General features: G+C 50.3%; 13 protein-coding genes and 2 pseudogenes. 7 read left to right on the forward strand and 8 right to left on the reverse strand.

Features of this window, described 5'->3' with window-relative positions:
• Both MPHASIOC01_RS15850 and MPHASIOC01_RS15855 read right to left on the reverse strand, forming a co-directional pair.
• Positions 1 to 1,020, reverse strand: a complete 1,020-nt coding sequence (locus MPHASIOC01_RS15850) for an alpha-ketoacid dehydrogenase subunit beta (protein WP_064600959.1) — start codon at positions 1,018 to 1,020, stop codon at positions 1 to 3.
• A gap of 11 nt (positions 1,021 to 1,031) precedes the next feature.
• Positions 1,032 to 1,991 carry a thiamine pyrophosphate-dependent dehydrogenase E1 component subunit alpha gene (locus MPHASIOC01_RS15855; RefSeq protein ID WP_353614946.1) on the reverse strand — a complete coding sequence of 320 codons (960 nt, stop codon included), beginning with the start codon at positions 1,989 to 1,991 and terminating at the stop codon, positions 1,032 to 1,034.
• Positions 1,992 to 2,231: 240 nt separating this feature from the next.
• On the opposite strand from MPHASIOC01_RS15855, the gene MPHASIOC01_RS15860 reads away from it, so the two are divergent.
• The gene (locus MPHASIOC01_RS15860; protein WP_353612909.1) at positions 2,232 to 4,985 is read left to right on the forward strand and encodes a LuxR C-terminal-related transcriptional regulator; all 2,754 of its coding nucleotides are present in this window, start codon (positions 2,232 to 2,234) and stop codon (positions 4,983 to 4,985) included.
• A gap of 139 nt (positions 4,986 to 5,124) precedes the next feature.
• Here the strand turns inward: MPHASIOC01_RS15860 and MPHASIOC01_RS15865 are convergent.
• Positions 5,125 to 5,271, reverse strand: a pseudogene (locus MPHASIOC01_RS15865) (IS630 family transposase); the annotation flags it as partial.
• A 129-nt stretch (positions 5,272 to 5,400) separates the two neighbouring features.
• The gene (locus tag MPHASIOC01_RS15870; RefSeq protein WP_064600965.1) at positions 5,401 to 5,841 is read right to left on the reverse strand and encodes an Rrf2 family transcriptional regulator; all 441 of its coding nucleotides are present in this window, start codon (positions 5,839 to 5,841) and stop codon (positions 5,401 to 5,403) included.
• Between the two features lie 150 nt (positions 5,842 to 5,991).
• Between MPHASIOC01_RS15870 and MPHASIOC01_RS15875 the strand changes: the two genes are divergently transcribed.
• Together MPHASIOC01_RS15875 and MPHASIOC01_RS15880 are read left to right on the forward strand one after the other, a co-directional pair.
• The gene (locus tag MPHASIOC01_RS15875) at positions 5,992 to 6,369 is read left to right on the forward strand and encodes a hypothetical protein (protein WP_064600967.1); all 378 of its coding nucleotides are present in this window, start codon (positions 5,992 to 5,994) and stop codon (positions 6,367 to 6,369) included.
• Positions 6,370 to 6,382: 13 nt separating this feature from the next.
• Positions 6,383 to 7,066, forward strand: coding sequence for a class I SAM-dependent methyltransferase (locus MPHASIOC01_RS15880; RefSeq protein ID WP_064600968.1), 684 nt, complete (start codon positions 6,383 to 6,385; stop codon positions 7,064 to 7,066).
• Positions 7,067 to 7,205: 139 nt separating this feature from the next.
• Here the strand turns inward: MPHASIOC01_RS15880 and MPHASIOC01_RS15885 are convergent, their stop codons facing one another.
• Positions 7,206 to 8,063: a LysR family transcriptional regulator gene (locus MPHASIOC01_RS15885; RefSeq protein ID WP_064600970.1), complete on the reverse strand. Its 858-nt coding sequence runs from the start codon at positions 8,061 to 8,063 to the stop codon at positions 7,206 to 7,208.
• A 106-nt stretch (positions 8,064 to 8,169) separates the two neighbouring features.
• Here MPHASIOC01_RS15885 and MPHASIOC01_RS15890 point away from each other — a divergent pair, with 106 nt between their 5' ends.
• Positions 8,170 to 9,144: a quinone oxidoreductase gene (locus tag MPHASIOC01_RS15890; protein WP_064600973.1), complete on the forward strand. Its 975-nt coding sequence runs from the start codon at positions 8,170 to 8,172 to the stop codon at positions 9,142 to 9,144.
• 470 nt (positions 9,145 to 9,614) lie between these two features.
• On the opposite strand, the gene MPHASIOC01_RS15895 is transcribed toward MPHASIOC01_RS15890, so the two are convergent.
• Together MPHASIOC01_RS15895 and MPHASIOC01_RS15900 are read right to left on the reverse strand one after the other, a co-directional pair.
• Positions 9,615 to 10,100, reverse strand: coding sequence for a GNAT family N-acetyltransferase (locus MPHASIOC01_RS15895; protein ID WP_064601036.1), 486 nt, complete (start codon positions 10,098 to 10,100; stop codon positions 9,615 to 9,617).
• A gap of 207 nt (positions 10,101 to 10,307) precedes the next feature.
• Positions 10,308 to 11,219, reverse strand: coding sequence for an alpha/beta fold hydrolase (locus tag MPHASIOC01_RS15900; RefSeq protein WP_197499303.1), 912 nt, complete (start codon positions 11,217 to 11,219; stop codon positions 10,308 to 10,310).
• Positions 11,220 to 11,290: 71 nt separating this feature from the next.
• Between MPHASIOC01_RS15900 and MPHASIOC01_RS15905 the strand changes: the two genes are divergently transcribed.
• Together MPHASIOC01_RS15905 and MPHASIOC01_RS15910 are read left to right on the forward strand one after the other, a co-directional pair.
• Positions 11,291 to 11,671, forward strand: coding sequence for a helix-turn-helix domain-containing protein (locus MPHASIOC01_RS15905; RefSeq protein ID WP_156519115.1), 381 nt, complete (start codon positions 11,291 to 11,293; stop codon positions 11,669 to 11,671).
• Positions 11,667 to 11,933: pseudogene (locus MPHASIOC01_RS15910) on the forward strand (Fic family protein); the annotation flags it as partial. The gene MPHASIOC01_RS15905 and the pseudogene MPHASIOC01_RS15910, both read left to right, overlap by 5 nt.
• On the opposite strand, the gene MPHASIOC01_RS15915 reads toward MPHASIOC01_RS15910, so the two are convergent.
• Positions 11,930 to 12,100 (reverse strand): hypothetical protein, encoded by a 171-nt coding sequence (locus tag MPHASIOC01_RS15915; RefSeq protein ID WP_197499304.1) that lies wholly within the window; start codon positions 12,098 to 12,100, stop codon positions 11,930 to 11,932. The pseudogene MPHASIOC01_RS15910 and the gene MPHASIOC01_RS15915 overlap by 4 nt on opposite strands.
• A 365-nt stretch (positions 12,101 to 12,465) precedes the next feature.
• On the opposite strand from MPHASIOC01_RS15915, the gene mutS reads away from it, so the two are divergent.
• Positions 12,466 to 15,027 carry a DNA mismatch repair protein MutS gene (mutS, locus tag MPHASIOC01_RS15920; protein WP_353612910.1) on the forward strand — a complete coding sequence of 854 codons (2,562 nt, stop codon included), beginning with the start codon at positions 12,466 to 12,468 and terminating at the stop codon, positions 15,025 to 15,027.
• Positions 15,028 to 15,116 lie beyond the last annotated feature (89 nt).

Here is a 15,116-nt window from a genome sequence, read left to right on the forward strand (position 1 = left end):
TTAATCCTCCAGTACTTGACGGACGGCTGCTTCGATACGTTCAACGCCAGGGATCCAGAGTTTTTCGAGAGCAGGGGAGAAAGGGACTGGAGTATGTGGTGGTGTCACCAGGATGACTGGTGCTTTGAGGAAATGGAATGCCTGGGACGCAATCAGTGCCGCGACATCATGAGCAAAGCCGAAGCGTGCTGCGGATTCGTCGACAATCACTACACGCCCTGTGGAAGCAACTGATTCGAGAATACCTTCCTCGTCGAGTGGCGAAACAGTACGTGGATCAACCACCTCAACCGAGATCCCCTCGCTGGCCAGTTTGTCCGCAACCTGGTTTGCTTTATGCACCATTGCTGACAACGCAATGATGGTGACGTCCTCTCCTTCACGGGTATAATTAGCTACACCTAGCGGGATAGTATAAATCTCGTCCGGAACTTCACCCTTGAGGTCGTAAAGCATTTTATGCTCACAGAATACCACCGGATCGTCATCACGAATTGACTGGATCAACAACCCCTTGACGTCATAAGGTGTCGATGGCACCACCACCTTCAACCCCGGCGTGGTAGCAAAGATATTATAAGGTGACTGAGAATGCTGGGCTGCGGCAGAAAAACCAGCACCGATCATGCCTCGCATTACCAGTGGTGCCCTGGCCTTACCACCAAACATATAACGGAACTTGGCGGCCTGATTGTACAGTGCATCGTGGCTCACGCCGAAAAAATCCATGAACATCAACTCCGCCACTGGCCGCAGACCAGTGGCTGCGGCACCGGCTGCCATACCGATGATCGCCGACTCTGTAATTGGTGTGTCTATTACCCTCTCTGATCCGAACTGCGTCCACAACCCTTTAGTTACACCGAGCACACCGCCAAAGGCTTCGATTCTCGCTTCTTCAGGCGCGTTTCCGCCATGACCACCACGTAAATCTTCACCAATTAGCACTACGCGTTCGTCGCGTTCCATTTCCTGAGCCAGGGCTTCCTTGACCGCTTCACGATAGGTTTTTATTGTCATTGTTATCCCCCTCAGTATGAGACGTAAACGTCTGTCAGCAGGTCTTCTGGAGCTGGGTAGGCAGCGACGCGGGCTTTCGCCACAGCATCGTCAACAAGCGCTTCAACTTCCGCGTCGATTACCGCAAGTTCTTCCTGGGTGATATGTTGACTAACCTTTGCTGTGAAAATCTTCAGCGGATCATGTTCTTCACGCAGGCGTTGAACTTCACCTTCAGCACGGTATAACGCGGGATCGCCCTCAAAGTGACCATGCCAGCGGAAGGCTTTGGCCTCAATGACGCCAGGGCCACCTCCTTCGCGTGCCCGCCTGACCGCCTCTGAGGTTGCCTCGTAAACGGCAAAGAAATCAGTGCCATCAACGGTTACTGCCGGTAAACCGAAGCCAGCGGCGCGCCTGGCGATGTCACGCCCCCCGACGGCGTAGTCATGACCGGTCCCTTCCCCATAACCATTGTTCTCGAAAATAAAAATAGCTGGAAGCTGGAGCACTACTGCCATATTAATGGCTTCAAAAACCAGCCCCTGATTAGAACCACCGTCACCAGTAAAAGAGACCCCGACGTTGCCGGTTTTAAGAGTCCTGGCCGTCAGCGCTGCACCAATGGCTAACGGAGGGGCTCCACCAACAATAGCGTTCGCGCCCAGCATACCTTTCGACAAATCGGCAATGTGCATAGACCCACCCTTCCCCCGACACAAGCCGCTGTCTTTACCGAATATCTCGGCCATCATGCCGTGAATATCACAACCTTTGGCAATACAGTGGCCATGTCCACGGTGTGTTGACCCAATGAAATCAGCGCTGGTTAAATTTTCGCAGACCCCTACCGCTATAGCCTCCTCGCCAGTATAAAGGTGAATGAAGCCAGGGATATCACCGCTGGTATTTTCCTGATGCAAACGCTCTTCAAATGTCCTGATCTCCCGCATCTTGCGGTAAGCCTGCAATAAAGCCTGTTTGCTTAGCATCATTTAATTCTCCTCAATAAAGGTCGTCCGGGCAGGGAGATACACCCTGGCTACACCAATGCAATGAATCTACGAGCGGTACGGGAGAGTGAGAAGCCACCTGCATGGGGGGGTTGGAGGGGGTTTTCATGCTTGAGGTCAAACTTTATAAATTTTGTGCATCAATCACATTGGGCTGTTCCATGTAATCCCTTGCTCTGACATACAATTAAAAAAAACAAAGCGAGTAGACAGCCACGGATGAAGCCATCGGATTTAGAAGGTCGCCAATTACCCTCACTGGTCTCGGGACCATTGCGGCTGACGAGAGGCTTGCCGCTAATCCTGACCAAATTCGTTCCGCCACGCTCCTCTATACAATTGCTGGAGCGCCCACGACTTCTTCAACTTCTCAATCAAGTTCAGTTATGCCGACTGGGCGTTGTTTGTGCAGGTGCCGGGTTTGGTAAAACCACACTATTGGCGCAATGGCATCAGCAAATGATCGCTCAGGGTGAACGTGTTGCCTGGCTTAGCCTTGATGAGGACGATGATGACGTATGGCAGTTTATTCCTTATCTGCTGGAAGCATTGCGCCCACTCGATGCAAACTGGGACGTCGATTTCTGGCGCGACATAGAAGAACAGATGCTCTCCAGCTCCCAGCGGCTGTTGGCCGGGCTGATTAACCAGTTACACACTTGTCCGCACGACCTGTATCTGATTATCGATGACTTTCATGTGATTAATGACCCTGGTGTATATGAAGCCCTGGGTTATTTACTCAGGCATGCCCCTGCTGCCTTACATCTGATAATTGGTAGCCGTTTCCACCCAAGCCTTTCTCTAAGCCAGTTACAGGCACAGGACCAGTTGGTGGAAATCTATGACAGAGACCTGCAATTCTCGCTCGAAGAAACGAAGAACTATTTTCACCGGACGGTTGCAGTGCCACTCAGCAACCAACATGCGCAGCGGCTACAGGCCGCGACAGAGGGTTGGATCGCAGGCATGAAAATCGCTTCATTGTCTGCTGAATTGCAAAATGATCCAGAGCATCTGCTGCGCAATATCCGTGGAGGAACACGATCCATTGCCCGTTATCTGAAAGAGGTGGTGCTTGATCCGCTTCCGGAGGAGGTGCTCGATTTCCTGCTGAAAACGTCATTCCTCAGTCGGTTAAATGCCGGATTATGTAATGCAGTTACGGGACGTAATGATAGTAAAGCGATGCTGGCATGGATTGAGCGACACAACCTTTTTTTGTCAGCCCTTGATGAACAAGGCTGTTGGTTTCGCTACCACCCTCTGTTGCAGGAAAACCTTCGGGCAATGCTGCAGCAGAACAACGAAATTAACCTCACACAGTTGCATGAACTGGCCAGCCGTTGGTTTGCCGAACAGAGGCTGTGGTCTGAGGCGATACGCCATGCACTCAAAGCGGGAAAGCCAGTTCATAGCTCCAGGCAGGATGGCGCAAGCGCTCAGTCACTGGCAGAAGAAGGTGATATAGAAACGCTTGTTTCCTGGATGCATCACTTACCTGCCAGTTCGGATCCTTCACGCATTGACCTTCAAATTAACCTTGCCTGGGGTCTGGCACATTATTTCCATTTTGATGAATCAAGGCAGTTGCTTGATAATCTGGAACAGATAGTCGTTAATCACCGTGATGATTTACCCCGCAGCACCTGGCACAAATTGCGTGTTGTGCGTGCAATTTGCGAGGCCTTTGCCGAGAACATCCCAGAGAGTCTGGCTATTGTTCAGCCATTGCTGGCCGAAGTGCCTTGTGGAGATACCTGGGTTGATGGTCTGATATGTAATATTCTTAGCTATTGCCATGTTGTTAACCAGCGCTATACCGAAGCTCTGGAGGTTCAACAGCATATGCCCTGTCCAGAAAGCCCTTTAGACAATCTGTTTGTCTCGGTTTACCGCGCTTTTATCATTGCCCAGTGCCACCTTTGTCAGGGTGATCTGGAAAAAGCCGGGTGGTATGCAGAGAAAGCATTGCGACAGGCGGAACGTTATACCGGTACCCAATCGACCAGTGGTGCGACACTGGCGCCACTGCTGGCGGAGATTGCTTACGAATGCAAGAGTCTTGACTCACTCGATAATCTGTTAACTGACAGGCTCGAATTTATCGATCGGTTCAGTCCACCCGACGCGCTATGCCGTTGCTATACCTGTCTTGCGCGTCAGGCCTTAAATGGCAATATGCCGTATGAAGCAGAGCGGTTGCTGGAGCATGCGCAACGACTTGCCGTGTCTCGTGGATGGCAACGGTTACAGGCTATATTGTTAGCAGAACAAGTCAGGGTGCGGCTGCAGCGTGAAGATTTTGCGGGTGCTGAGCAACTGCAACGGCAACTTGAACAACTGGTCACCAACTTCAGTATTGATGCGGAACACCCGTGCCAACGAACTATCGTTCAGTATGCAACCCTCAGCCGCAGCCGCCTTCTTCTGGCTACAGACCAGGCGCCTCAAGCCTGCATTCTACTGGCTGAACTGGTTAGTGATCAGGAAAATCGGGGCGACTGGTTAACTGCGGCGCGCCTGCGTACGCTCTGGTCGTTAGCTTTGTGGAACAGTGGCAAAAGCGCAGATGCCTGCACTATATTTCAGCCTGTTCTGCAATTAGCTGAACAACAGAATCTGAAGCGCATCTTTCTTGATGTTGGGGATGCATTGCAACCTTTGCTTACCTGTATGAACGAATCCTCTTTTACATGCAAAGCGGGAGAAGCAGCATACGGTCGCGGGGTTGGCACGGGTGTGCAGGAAGAACAAAGTGAAAGCCATAATGTTCGTTGGGAGCTCAGTGAACGCGAACTTCAGGTATTGCAATTGATAGCCGACGGCCAGATGAACAAAGAAATTGCCCGCTCCCTGACTATTTCTGTGGAGACAGTGAAATGGCACCTCAAGAACATCTACGCCAAGCTCAAAGTCAACAGCCGCACTCAGGCTATGAGCCGGGCGCTGGAAATGAAACTGCTGGGTTAGCTGGGTTAATAGTGTAAACAGATGGAGATAGTTCAATGCCCAGATTTATCCTTCCTGTTGTCGGTGCGTCCGGGTAGCTCGTAACAACAAAAATAAAACCACAAACGCATTAAGATTCAAGAAAATGGACATCACAACCCCAGTTTATCCATCTTCCGACAGATGAACGCACAGCACAAAGTAGCCTGGCAAGATCGCTGACGGCCATTCCCCAGTGCAGTATCAATATGGCGACAGAGCGTCGGGCATAATTTTCATCATGGTTTTATTGGGCTTCTTTACGCATGAGTTATCGTTCTTCATCAGGAATTGCGGCTATGGTGAGTATCGCCCTGACCGGTTGGCGATTTTTGGCGATTGAACAGATAGCTCAATTCGGACTGAGTTCCCCCCAGAGGCCTATTATTTTGCGAAGCTATTTAGTTCCAGTACCTCCAGGGAAATGCTTCTCGAACCTTTCACTTAAGTCTTGCAGGCTAATTTCAGAAAAACGTAACAGGAGTGCCTGTTCAGCCTCTTCCAGCACATTACCCAGAGCCTGATTTACCGCCGCTTCTACGGCACATTCCGGATGTTCATCCCCTCCGCCGATGGCGAAAAGCTGCTTAACCCCGACAGCGTTGTAGATATCAAGCAGACTGATATCCCGCATAGCAACAGCAATACGCCAGCCACCGTGATGGCCTTTTACCGATGTGACAAACCCCGCCTCGCGTAATCCGGCCAGAGTCCGCCTTACAACAGCACTGTTCGTCCCAAGCATCATGGCGATTTGTTCTGAGGTATAGACTTTATCGTGCCGCGCCATATGCAGTAACACATGCAGTGTGCGGGAAAGTTTGTTGTCCTGACGCATATCGACTCTTCTCTTTAATGACACTTATGTATCTTACAATGATACATAAGATTGACAACAACGAATATCATGTGATTTTATAAGTTACATGAAGGATCGCATCGCCTGCAAACAGGAAAATTGCCATCACAGACCTGTAAGGAACCAACAATGCTCTCTGTATTATCTTCAGATTTTTCAGTATGCCTGATGATTGCCCTGTCATCTGCCAGCTTGTCTATGACAATTACGCAAACCGAACTTTTCGCGTCGCTACGCGCATTGGCGGCCAGAAAAAATGGCTTATTAGGGCATCTGTTCAGCTGTTTTTACTGCATGAGCCACTGGATGGTTGCGGCCGGTATGTTGATCTACCACCCGATTCTTTTACACAGCAGCGTCGGCCTGTTCGACTGGATAATGACAGCTTTTATCGTACTGACCATCACCACCTTTATTAATGGCTTATTGTTTAAAGTTTTTCAGGCCGCTATTCGTACTCATGTGATGAAGCATGAAGCACAACAAATACTGAATCCACATAAGTAAATGACAGGTACATATGAATACCAATGACATTTTTAACAGTGAATTCTCCCGCCAGTATGATGCCAATAATTCACGTTTCAGCGCGATTAACGACAACTTACATTTCCTGGTCGCGTTGCTGCTGCGTGATCTCCCCGCTGATGCACGTATACTTTGTGTCGGTGTGGGAACTGGTAACGAAATTATTTACCACGCAGTCAAAAACCATGGCTGGCACTTCACTGGGGTGGATCCCTCTCCCGATATGCTGGAAGTATGCGCCAGTAAACTGGAACAAGCTGAGATAAAAGACCGTTGCACTTTAATAGAAGGATATCTTGATAATATACCGGACAATGTGGCTTATGACGCAGTATTGTGCCTGCTGGTAACGCATTTTATCCAGAAGAGTGACCGGGGAGGCATCTACTGTGAAATAAAAAAGAGATTAAAGACTCGCGGCAGATTGATTGTGGCCGAAATCGCGGGAGATACCACAACGGGTAATTTCGACGAACAATTGTCTGGTTGGGCAGCGCTCCAGGCAATCTCCAGCCCAAACATACCAATGCTTGAGGATCTCAAAACTTTGCTACGAAAAAGGTTGCTTCTATTGCCCCCTGAAAAAACTGAAGAATTAATTCTCAATGCCGGATTTTCGCCACCTCATCATTTCTTTCAATCACTATTAATTCATGCCTGGATAGCTAATACATAACAAGAATGCATGCTTCTGACTCTTGCTATTTTCGTAATCAACCATTCCATATATTATTTTTTATCAAAACGTTGGAAGCAGGGAGTTTACTCGCTTAGTTGCATGTCCACTAATGGTGGGTAGGATCATTCCGGGATATTCAGTCTGACGGACATACATTACTGATGGTGGCGGCAAGAAACTCCATGACGACAGTTGCTGAAGGATCACGTCTTAACTCCGGATAAGCGACCAGCCAGATATCTCTGACAGGAGGGCGCGAATTGACGGCCAGTTTTACCAGGGAACTGTCAGCATCTCCCATAAAGCAGGGTAACGTGACGAGACCCAGGCCGCTTCTTGCGGCCTGTTGCTGTGCCATCAGATCGCTTGCCCTGAATATGACACGCCTTCCTTCCAGCAGTGATTCCAGCCAGTTTTGCTGCGTAACATGTTCAAGAGAGCGCTCATAAGCGATGAATACCCAGTCTTCAGGTGGAGTTTCCAGCCAGGAACGGGAAGCATAAAGGCCAAAATGCATTGTACCAATCCGGCGGACCAGCAAACCGGGGTCATCAGGTCTCGTCAGACGTACGGCTATATCCGCTTCTCCTTTATTCAGTTGAGCATGATGTGATTCGCCTGCCAACGAGAGCGCGATGTCAGGATGGCGTTGAGTGAAACCTGCTATAGCAGGCGCAATCAGCTGTGCAGCCACAGCAGGAGATGCACTGATCCTTAAACTAAACGCAGGTAAAGTTGATAACGATTTTGCCTGTATATGAATCCGGTCTGCGATCCTGTTCATTTCATTCGCTACCGAGGCAATCACTTTTCCCTGTTCAGTAAGGCTGGTTTGCCGGGGTAAACGTTCGGTAAGGCGAAGCCCGAGCGCAGTTTCCAGCGCCGCTATACGGCGGCTTACAGTTGCGTGATCCACATTAAGTTCTTTAGCCGCGGCTGACATGGACCCTTTACGCGCCAGCGCGAGAAAACAATTTAAATCCTGCCAGTCCATCCATTTCCACCTTGTGCATATCCGCACATACATAGAGCTTTTATACCCGTATTTTTCTCCATGTGAACAACTTTATAATTTTCTCACTTAATAGTGAGGACAGTATATGCCAACCGCAATCATTATCAGCCAGCCAGGCGGACCTGAAGTACTCCACGCCACTGAAATAGAAATCAAAGACCCCAGCCCTGATGAAGTTCAGATCCGGCATGAAGTGATAGGCGTTAATTTTGTTGATATTTACTATCGTTCAGGCCTTTATCCTCTGCCCTCTTCGCCTGCTATACCCGGCTTTGAAGGGAGCGGCATAGTGACAGCGGCCGGACATAACGTCCGGGGCTTTGCTCCGGGTGACAGGGTGGCCTATACCGGCAGCCCGATGGGAGCCTATGCCGAAATAAGAAATATCCCGGCCAGTCGCCTTGTCAGAATTCCCCAGAATATCGATATAAGAACAGCCGGAAGCGCTATGTTACGCGGACTTACCGCACATATGCTTCTTCATAAAGTCAGAGATGTCAAAGAGGGCGACTGGATTCTGGTACATTCTGCTGCCGGGGGGCTTGGCCAGATTGTTACACGCTGGGCAACAATGAAAGGCGCACGCGTCATCGGCACAACGGGCTCTGCGGATAAAGTTAAAATTGCGCAGGCAGCAGGAGCAAAAGAGGTTCTCCTTCATACAGACACTGCATGGGCAGATAAGGTACGTGAAATTTCTGATGGTCGTGGCGTACATCTTGCCATTGATGGGATAGGCGGAAGCACGCTCTCTACCACGCTCAGCGTGGTACGCCCGTTTGGCACGGCGGCAAGTCTGGGCCAACCGGCTGGCCCCATTCCTCCGGTCCGCGTTGAAGAACTGGGATTCGCCCGCTCAATCGCACTCATGAGGCCAAGCTCAATGGCTTATGCTGATGACGCAGAACTTTACGCGCAGGGAGCGAGAGACCTTATATCGGCCCTTCAGAACGGACTTATAAACCCTGTCGGGGCACAATATCCACTGACTCATGCCGCTGAGGCACATGCAGACCTTGAAGCTGGGCGCACAACGGGGAGCGTGATACTGACTGTTTAGCGCAGGATGTAATCAGAAATAGAAACACTACCTCTGTAATTTTTATCACCTCATTTCACGAGTTTCATTTTTAATGCTCCGAAGAGATATCAAATACTGATACCTCTTCGGACAAGTACACTAAACTGCCAGCACTGGTCTACATGTTATAATACTCTTCCCCCGTCTATGTATGTTGTATTGATTACTTTCAACCGCGCTACGGGTAAAAGCTAACAACAAAAATGAACATAGCGACCACCGCCACATAAGATCCATTATGTTGAGTACAGCATGATGGGTCGAGGACAATGCCCCTGGCACGGAGGATTCATCAGGTGTTTCAGACTGGGCACCGTCTTTTCCGTCGGGTGATGCCGGTTTCCTGATTTGGTGTAAAGCTGGCGGGATTGTCCAGGGATTGAGATGTGAAAGAAGAATCAAAATGACTGCTGTGTGCCAGGCGTGGACGTCAGATCCGATTAATATATTCAGCGCAATGCCTTTGAGAAACAGACAGCTTCTGTCCTACCTATATATGGACCGTAATTCGCAATACGGATATAGCCGTTTTTCTTGTAGAAATTTACAGCCCGATAGTTGATGTGTCGGGTTTCCAGCCTAAGTTCGGTATATCCCATCTCTTTTGCAGATTTTTCAAGAAATTTGAGTAAAGCGCAGCCAACCCCAGGCACACTTCGGTCTGAAAACATTCTTTTAAGCTCGGCTATATTTTGCGTTAATGGCCGTATAGCACCGCACCCAATAGCGTTGCCTTGAGAATTCTTTGCTAATGCCCATAAGGCCTTGTCATCACTCATTGCGTCAACGGTGAAATTGCTTTTTCCGTTATCACCAGTAATAGCGGCAAGCTCTGCTGATAGCAATTCGATTAGGCGACAGGATTCTGAAGAAAATGGATCTGATTTCTCTACTGTTATCATGGTGATGCCCTGAAGGATAAGTTTGACCAACATAAAGCATCTTGTTATAGAAAGCATCAGCCTAAAACGGGTGATGGGGCAACAAGGTTTCCATACTATCGCGAGGGTATGAAAGTCTATACCTCGCCCGGCCAGCATCACCTGTTGTTCTCAGTAGCTGATGCCAGTATTACAGTACCAGCGTCGCCTCGCGCTGCCAGAAGACCAGCCCCTCTGAGTTCATGTACTGCGGTAAAATGACTAAAGTTTATTAAGCCAGTCAATAATCGCAGCGTTTACGTCATCAGGTCGGTCTTTCATTATCCAGTGACTGGCATGTTCCCAAACGTCTACTTTTGATTTGGGATGTGAGAACCATGGCCGCATCGCTATAGCCTGCTCAACATAACGGCACATGTGGTAAAAAGGAATATTCAGGGACCGCAGCAATGCTTCGCTACCCTGACCTACCCCCACCTGCTCTGGACCAACAAACAGCGGGCCAAAGGATTCGCGGAATGGTGCTTCAGGCATACCAAACATGCGCCGTGAATGCCAGGTCTTAAATGCAGCCGGGGTCGCGGCATCATAGAAATTCTGGATCATTTCGGATGTAACGGATGCGGGATCTTCACGTTGTAAACGTTCTGCCGTTTGCTGGAATAGCGGCGCAAAAGATTGATCAAACCCAAGGCTGCCGTCCACCGAAATGACTGCGTCGACAAGATCAGGTCTTTCCGAAGCAATCCGTGCAGCGATCTGCCCCCCCATAGAATGTCCAATCAGAACCGCTTTTTGTCCCGGCAATGCTTTCTGGATAAGCGAGATGATATCCGCGGCGTAGTGATCTGGCGTATAAGCACCAGAGGGCATAACTTCTGAGCGCCCATGTCCACGAAGATCGACCGCAATCACGCGGTAATGCTGCTCAAGCTCGGGGATCTGCCAGCTCCAGTCATGGGAATCCGCCACCCAACCGTGTAGAAGAATCAGCGCACGCCCATTCCCCGAATCAGTACTGAAAAGCCGTGCTGTCTGCATGTCCTGAGCCAAAGCAGGCTGGGCCCCGGAGCCCTGAGTTGCCTCTGCTGCATTAGCAAAATCACCTGAAAGTCTGCGGTGAGAGAGTTGCACCATCTGGATATCCACCCTATATGTATCATGTTGATACATGAAGATATCCATTATATATTTACTGTCAATTACGCACCTTTAATCGCGTAGATATACATAAGGATACCTGGATGCCGCGTGGATCAGAATTCGGAGTTAGCGATATGTTTTTCGCAGACTGTGCCGCCAGATCGTTCTTCGATCAGGTCGCCAATAAATGGTCGGTAATGATCCTCACCATCCTCGAAGAACGCCCCACCCGTTTCAATGAGATGATGAGACGCTTAGAAGGCATCACTCATAAAGCGCTAACGCAAGCACTTAGACGGCTTCAGCGTAATGGACTGATTACCCGCAGAGTTTTAGCCACTTCCCCCGTTGCAGTTGAATACTCTATAACTGACCTAGGCCGAACCCTGCAGAAACCTTTTTCCGCAGTGTTCGAATGGGCAATCGAGCATTTACAGGATATTGAAAATGCTCGTGTTAAATACGATGAAAGCCAAGTGTAGCGGCATGGACGAAGAACAACTCATCGCCGCTGTCGCCATCACCCATGTCGAGCTGATACTTATCCATCCATTCAGAGAGGGAAACGGGCGCCTGTCGCGACTATTAGCCGACGTGATGGCCGTTCAGGGAGGATACAAACCGCTGGATTATAAAAGTTGGGAGCAAAACAAAACCCAGTATATCTCGGCTATTCATTCAGGCTTATCAATGGACTACGAGCCAATGAGACACTGGGTCAGGGAAGTATTAAGAAGGAATTAAACCGCAAGACGTAAATGAGCAAATTTTTTGCGCGTCGCTTCAAGGGAAGCTTCAATCTTCGCAGAGGACTGCCCAGTTTCAACAGCCGTAGACGTTACTACTGAGCGAACAATGTCGGCACGAGACGGCTTAGCGTAGCTTGCCTGAGTTTTTTTGTTGTTGCTCATCGTTACTCCTGAAAGCAGAATTTGGGCAGACAGTCATCGAACGAACATTATACCAACATTTCCAGGCGAATTAACTCAAGTAACTCAAGGGCGCACTCAATGCCTTGTTCAAGAGCATAAGCGAACCATCCAGGATATCTTACGAAAAAGGAAGCAAAGCAGTTTTATTGCGGTGAGCGAGACGCTATTACGCCAGTCACCTTGCCACTTGTTTTCCTGCCATAAAGACTCCGTTATCATGCTCACCACGCATGCATGAACAGAACAACCCGATTCATGAGATCCAATGAGACAAAGTGAAACTCAATGAGAACAACAAACATCACTAACTCATTAAAATTTAAGAAAATGGACATCACAAACTGATGAGCACACTAGAGAATTTCGACGCCCACACCCCAATGATGCAGCAGTACCTGCGCCTGAAGGCACAGCATCCGGAGATCTTGCTGTTTTACCGGATGGGCGATTTTTACGAGTTGTTTTACGACGACGCCAAACGGGCTTCCCAGTTACTGGATATTTCCCTGACCAAACGCGGAGCTTCCGCAGGGGAACCTATCCCCATGGCGGGAGTGCCGCATCATGCGGTCGAAAACTACCTGGCAAAGCTGGTTAACCTTGGTGAATCTGTCGCTATTTGTGAACAAATTGGCGACCCGGCAACCACTAAAGGCCCGGTGGAGCGCAAAGTGGTGCGTATCGTCACGCCAGGAACCATCAGTGATGAAGCTTTACTACAAGAGCGGCAGGATAACTTGCTGGCGGCTATCTGGCAGGACAGCAAAGGTTTTGGCTATGCCACGCTGGATATCAGCTCTGGCCGGTTTCGCCTTTCTGAGCCGGAAGATGCGGAAGATATGGCTGCCGAACTGCAGCGCACTAATCCGGCAGAATTACTCTATGCGGAAGATTTTGCCGATATGCGCCTGGTTGAACACCGCCGGGGGTTGCGCCGCCGCCCGTTATGGGAATTTGAAATTGATACCGCTCGCCAGCAACTGAATCTGCAATTCGGCACCCGCGATTTAACTGGCTTTGGCGTGGAACAGGCACACCGTGGCCTGTGCGCCGCAGGTTGCCTGTTGCAGTATGTGAAAGACACTCAGCGCACTGCACTGCCCCATATCCGTGGTATCACCATGGAGCGCCAGCAGGATGGCATTATTATGGATGCCGCCACGCGCCGTAACCTGGAAATCACCCTCAACCTGGCAGGCGGGACCGACAACACGGTTGCCGCCGTGCTGGATGGCACCGTTACACCAATGGGCAGCCGCATGCTAAAACGCTGGCTGCATATGCCGGTGCGCGACACCAGTGTGCTGAGCCGCCGCCAACAGGCTATCAGTGCATTACAAGATTTAACCAGCGAGCTACAGCCCATTTTGCGCCAGGTCGGTGATCTGGAGCGTATTCTGGCCCGCCTTGCGCTGCGCACGGCCCGCCCGCGCGACCTGGCAAGAATGCGCCATGCTTTCCAGCAACTGCCACTACTGCGCGATGTGCTGGCGGAAGTGGATGCGCCTGCCGTTCAGCGCCTGCGTGAAACCTGTGGCGAATTTAGCGAACTGCGCGAGTTACTGGAGCGCGCCATTATTGAAAGCCCGCCAGTGCTGGTACGTGACGGTGGTGTTATTGCTCCAGGTTACCATGAAGAGCTGGATGAATGGCGCGCACTGGCAGATGGTGCAACGGATTACCTCGACAAACTGGAAATCCGCGAGCGAGAAAAACTGGGTATTGACACCCTGAAAGTCGGGTTTAATGCTGTGCATGGCTACTATATTCAGGTAAGCCGTGGGCAGAGCCACATGGTGCCAATTAACTATGTGCGCCGCCAGACCCTGAAAAACGCTGAGCGCTATATTATTCCTGAACTGAAAGAGTACGAAGACAAAGTACTCACCTCCAAAGGGAAAGCGCTGGCGCTGGAAAAACAGCTCTACGATGAACTGTTCGACAAATTGCTACCACACCTTGAAGCACTGCAAAACAGCGCGGCGGCGCTGGCGGAGCTGGATGTGCTGGCAAACCTGGCTGAACGGGCCCTGCGCTATAACTATGTCTGCCCGACACTTACCGATAAACCCGGTATAGCAATACAGGGCGGTCGCCACCCGGTAGTGGAGCAAGTATTAAGTGACCCGTTTATTGCCAACCCACTGAATCTGTCGCCACAACGGCGGATGCTTATTATTACCGGCCCGAACATGGGCGGTAAAAGTACCTATATGCGCCAGGCCGCTCTGATTGTGCTGATGGCTTATATTGGCAGCTTTGTGCCGGCAGAAAGCGCAGAAATTGGCCCGGTCGACCGCATTTTCACGCGTGTTGGTGCGGCGGATGACCTGGCTTCAGGGCGCTCTACTTTCATGGTTGAAATGACAGAAACCGCCAACATTCTGCATAACGCCACTGCGCAAAGCCTGGTGCTGATGGATGAAATTGGCCGGGGTACTTCAACTTATGATGGACTGTCTCTGGCCTGGGCCTGTGCTGAAAACCTCGCGAACCGCATTAAAGCGCTGACGCTATTCGCCACCCACTATTTTGAGCTGACAACGCTGCCAGAAAAAATGGAAGGGGTTGCCAACGTGCATCTCGATGCCCTTGAGCACGGTGACACCATCGCGTTTATGCACAGCGTGCAGGATGGTGCGGCGAGCAAGAGTTATGGGCTGGCGGTTGCGGCACTGGCTGGCGTACCGAAAGATGTGATTAAACGCGCACGCCAGAAGCTCCGAGAACTGGAAAGTCTGTCGGGTAATGCAGCAGCAAGCCAGGTCGACGGCACGCAGATGTCGTTGCTGGCTGCCTCAGAAGAATCCAGTCCGGCGGTTGAAGCGCTGGAAAATCTCGACCCGGACAGCCTGACGCCTCGCCAGGCGCTGGAGTGGATCTACCGGCTGAAGTCATTGGTTTAACGCTGTAAAAAACGCCCCGGACGGGGCGTTTCAGATTGATGAAAAAGAAGGAAAAAGCGTGGTTTTTCCTTCTTTTTAGTTAGCAGCCA

This window comes from Mangrovibacter phragmitis (assembly GCF_040429585.1).
GTDB lineage: Bacteria > Pseudomonadota > Gammaproteobacteria > Enterobacterales > Enterobacteriaceae > Mangrovibacter > Mangrovibacter phragmitis.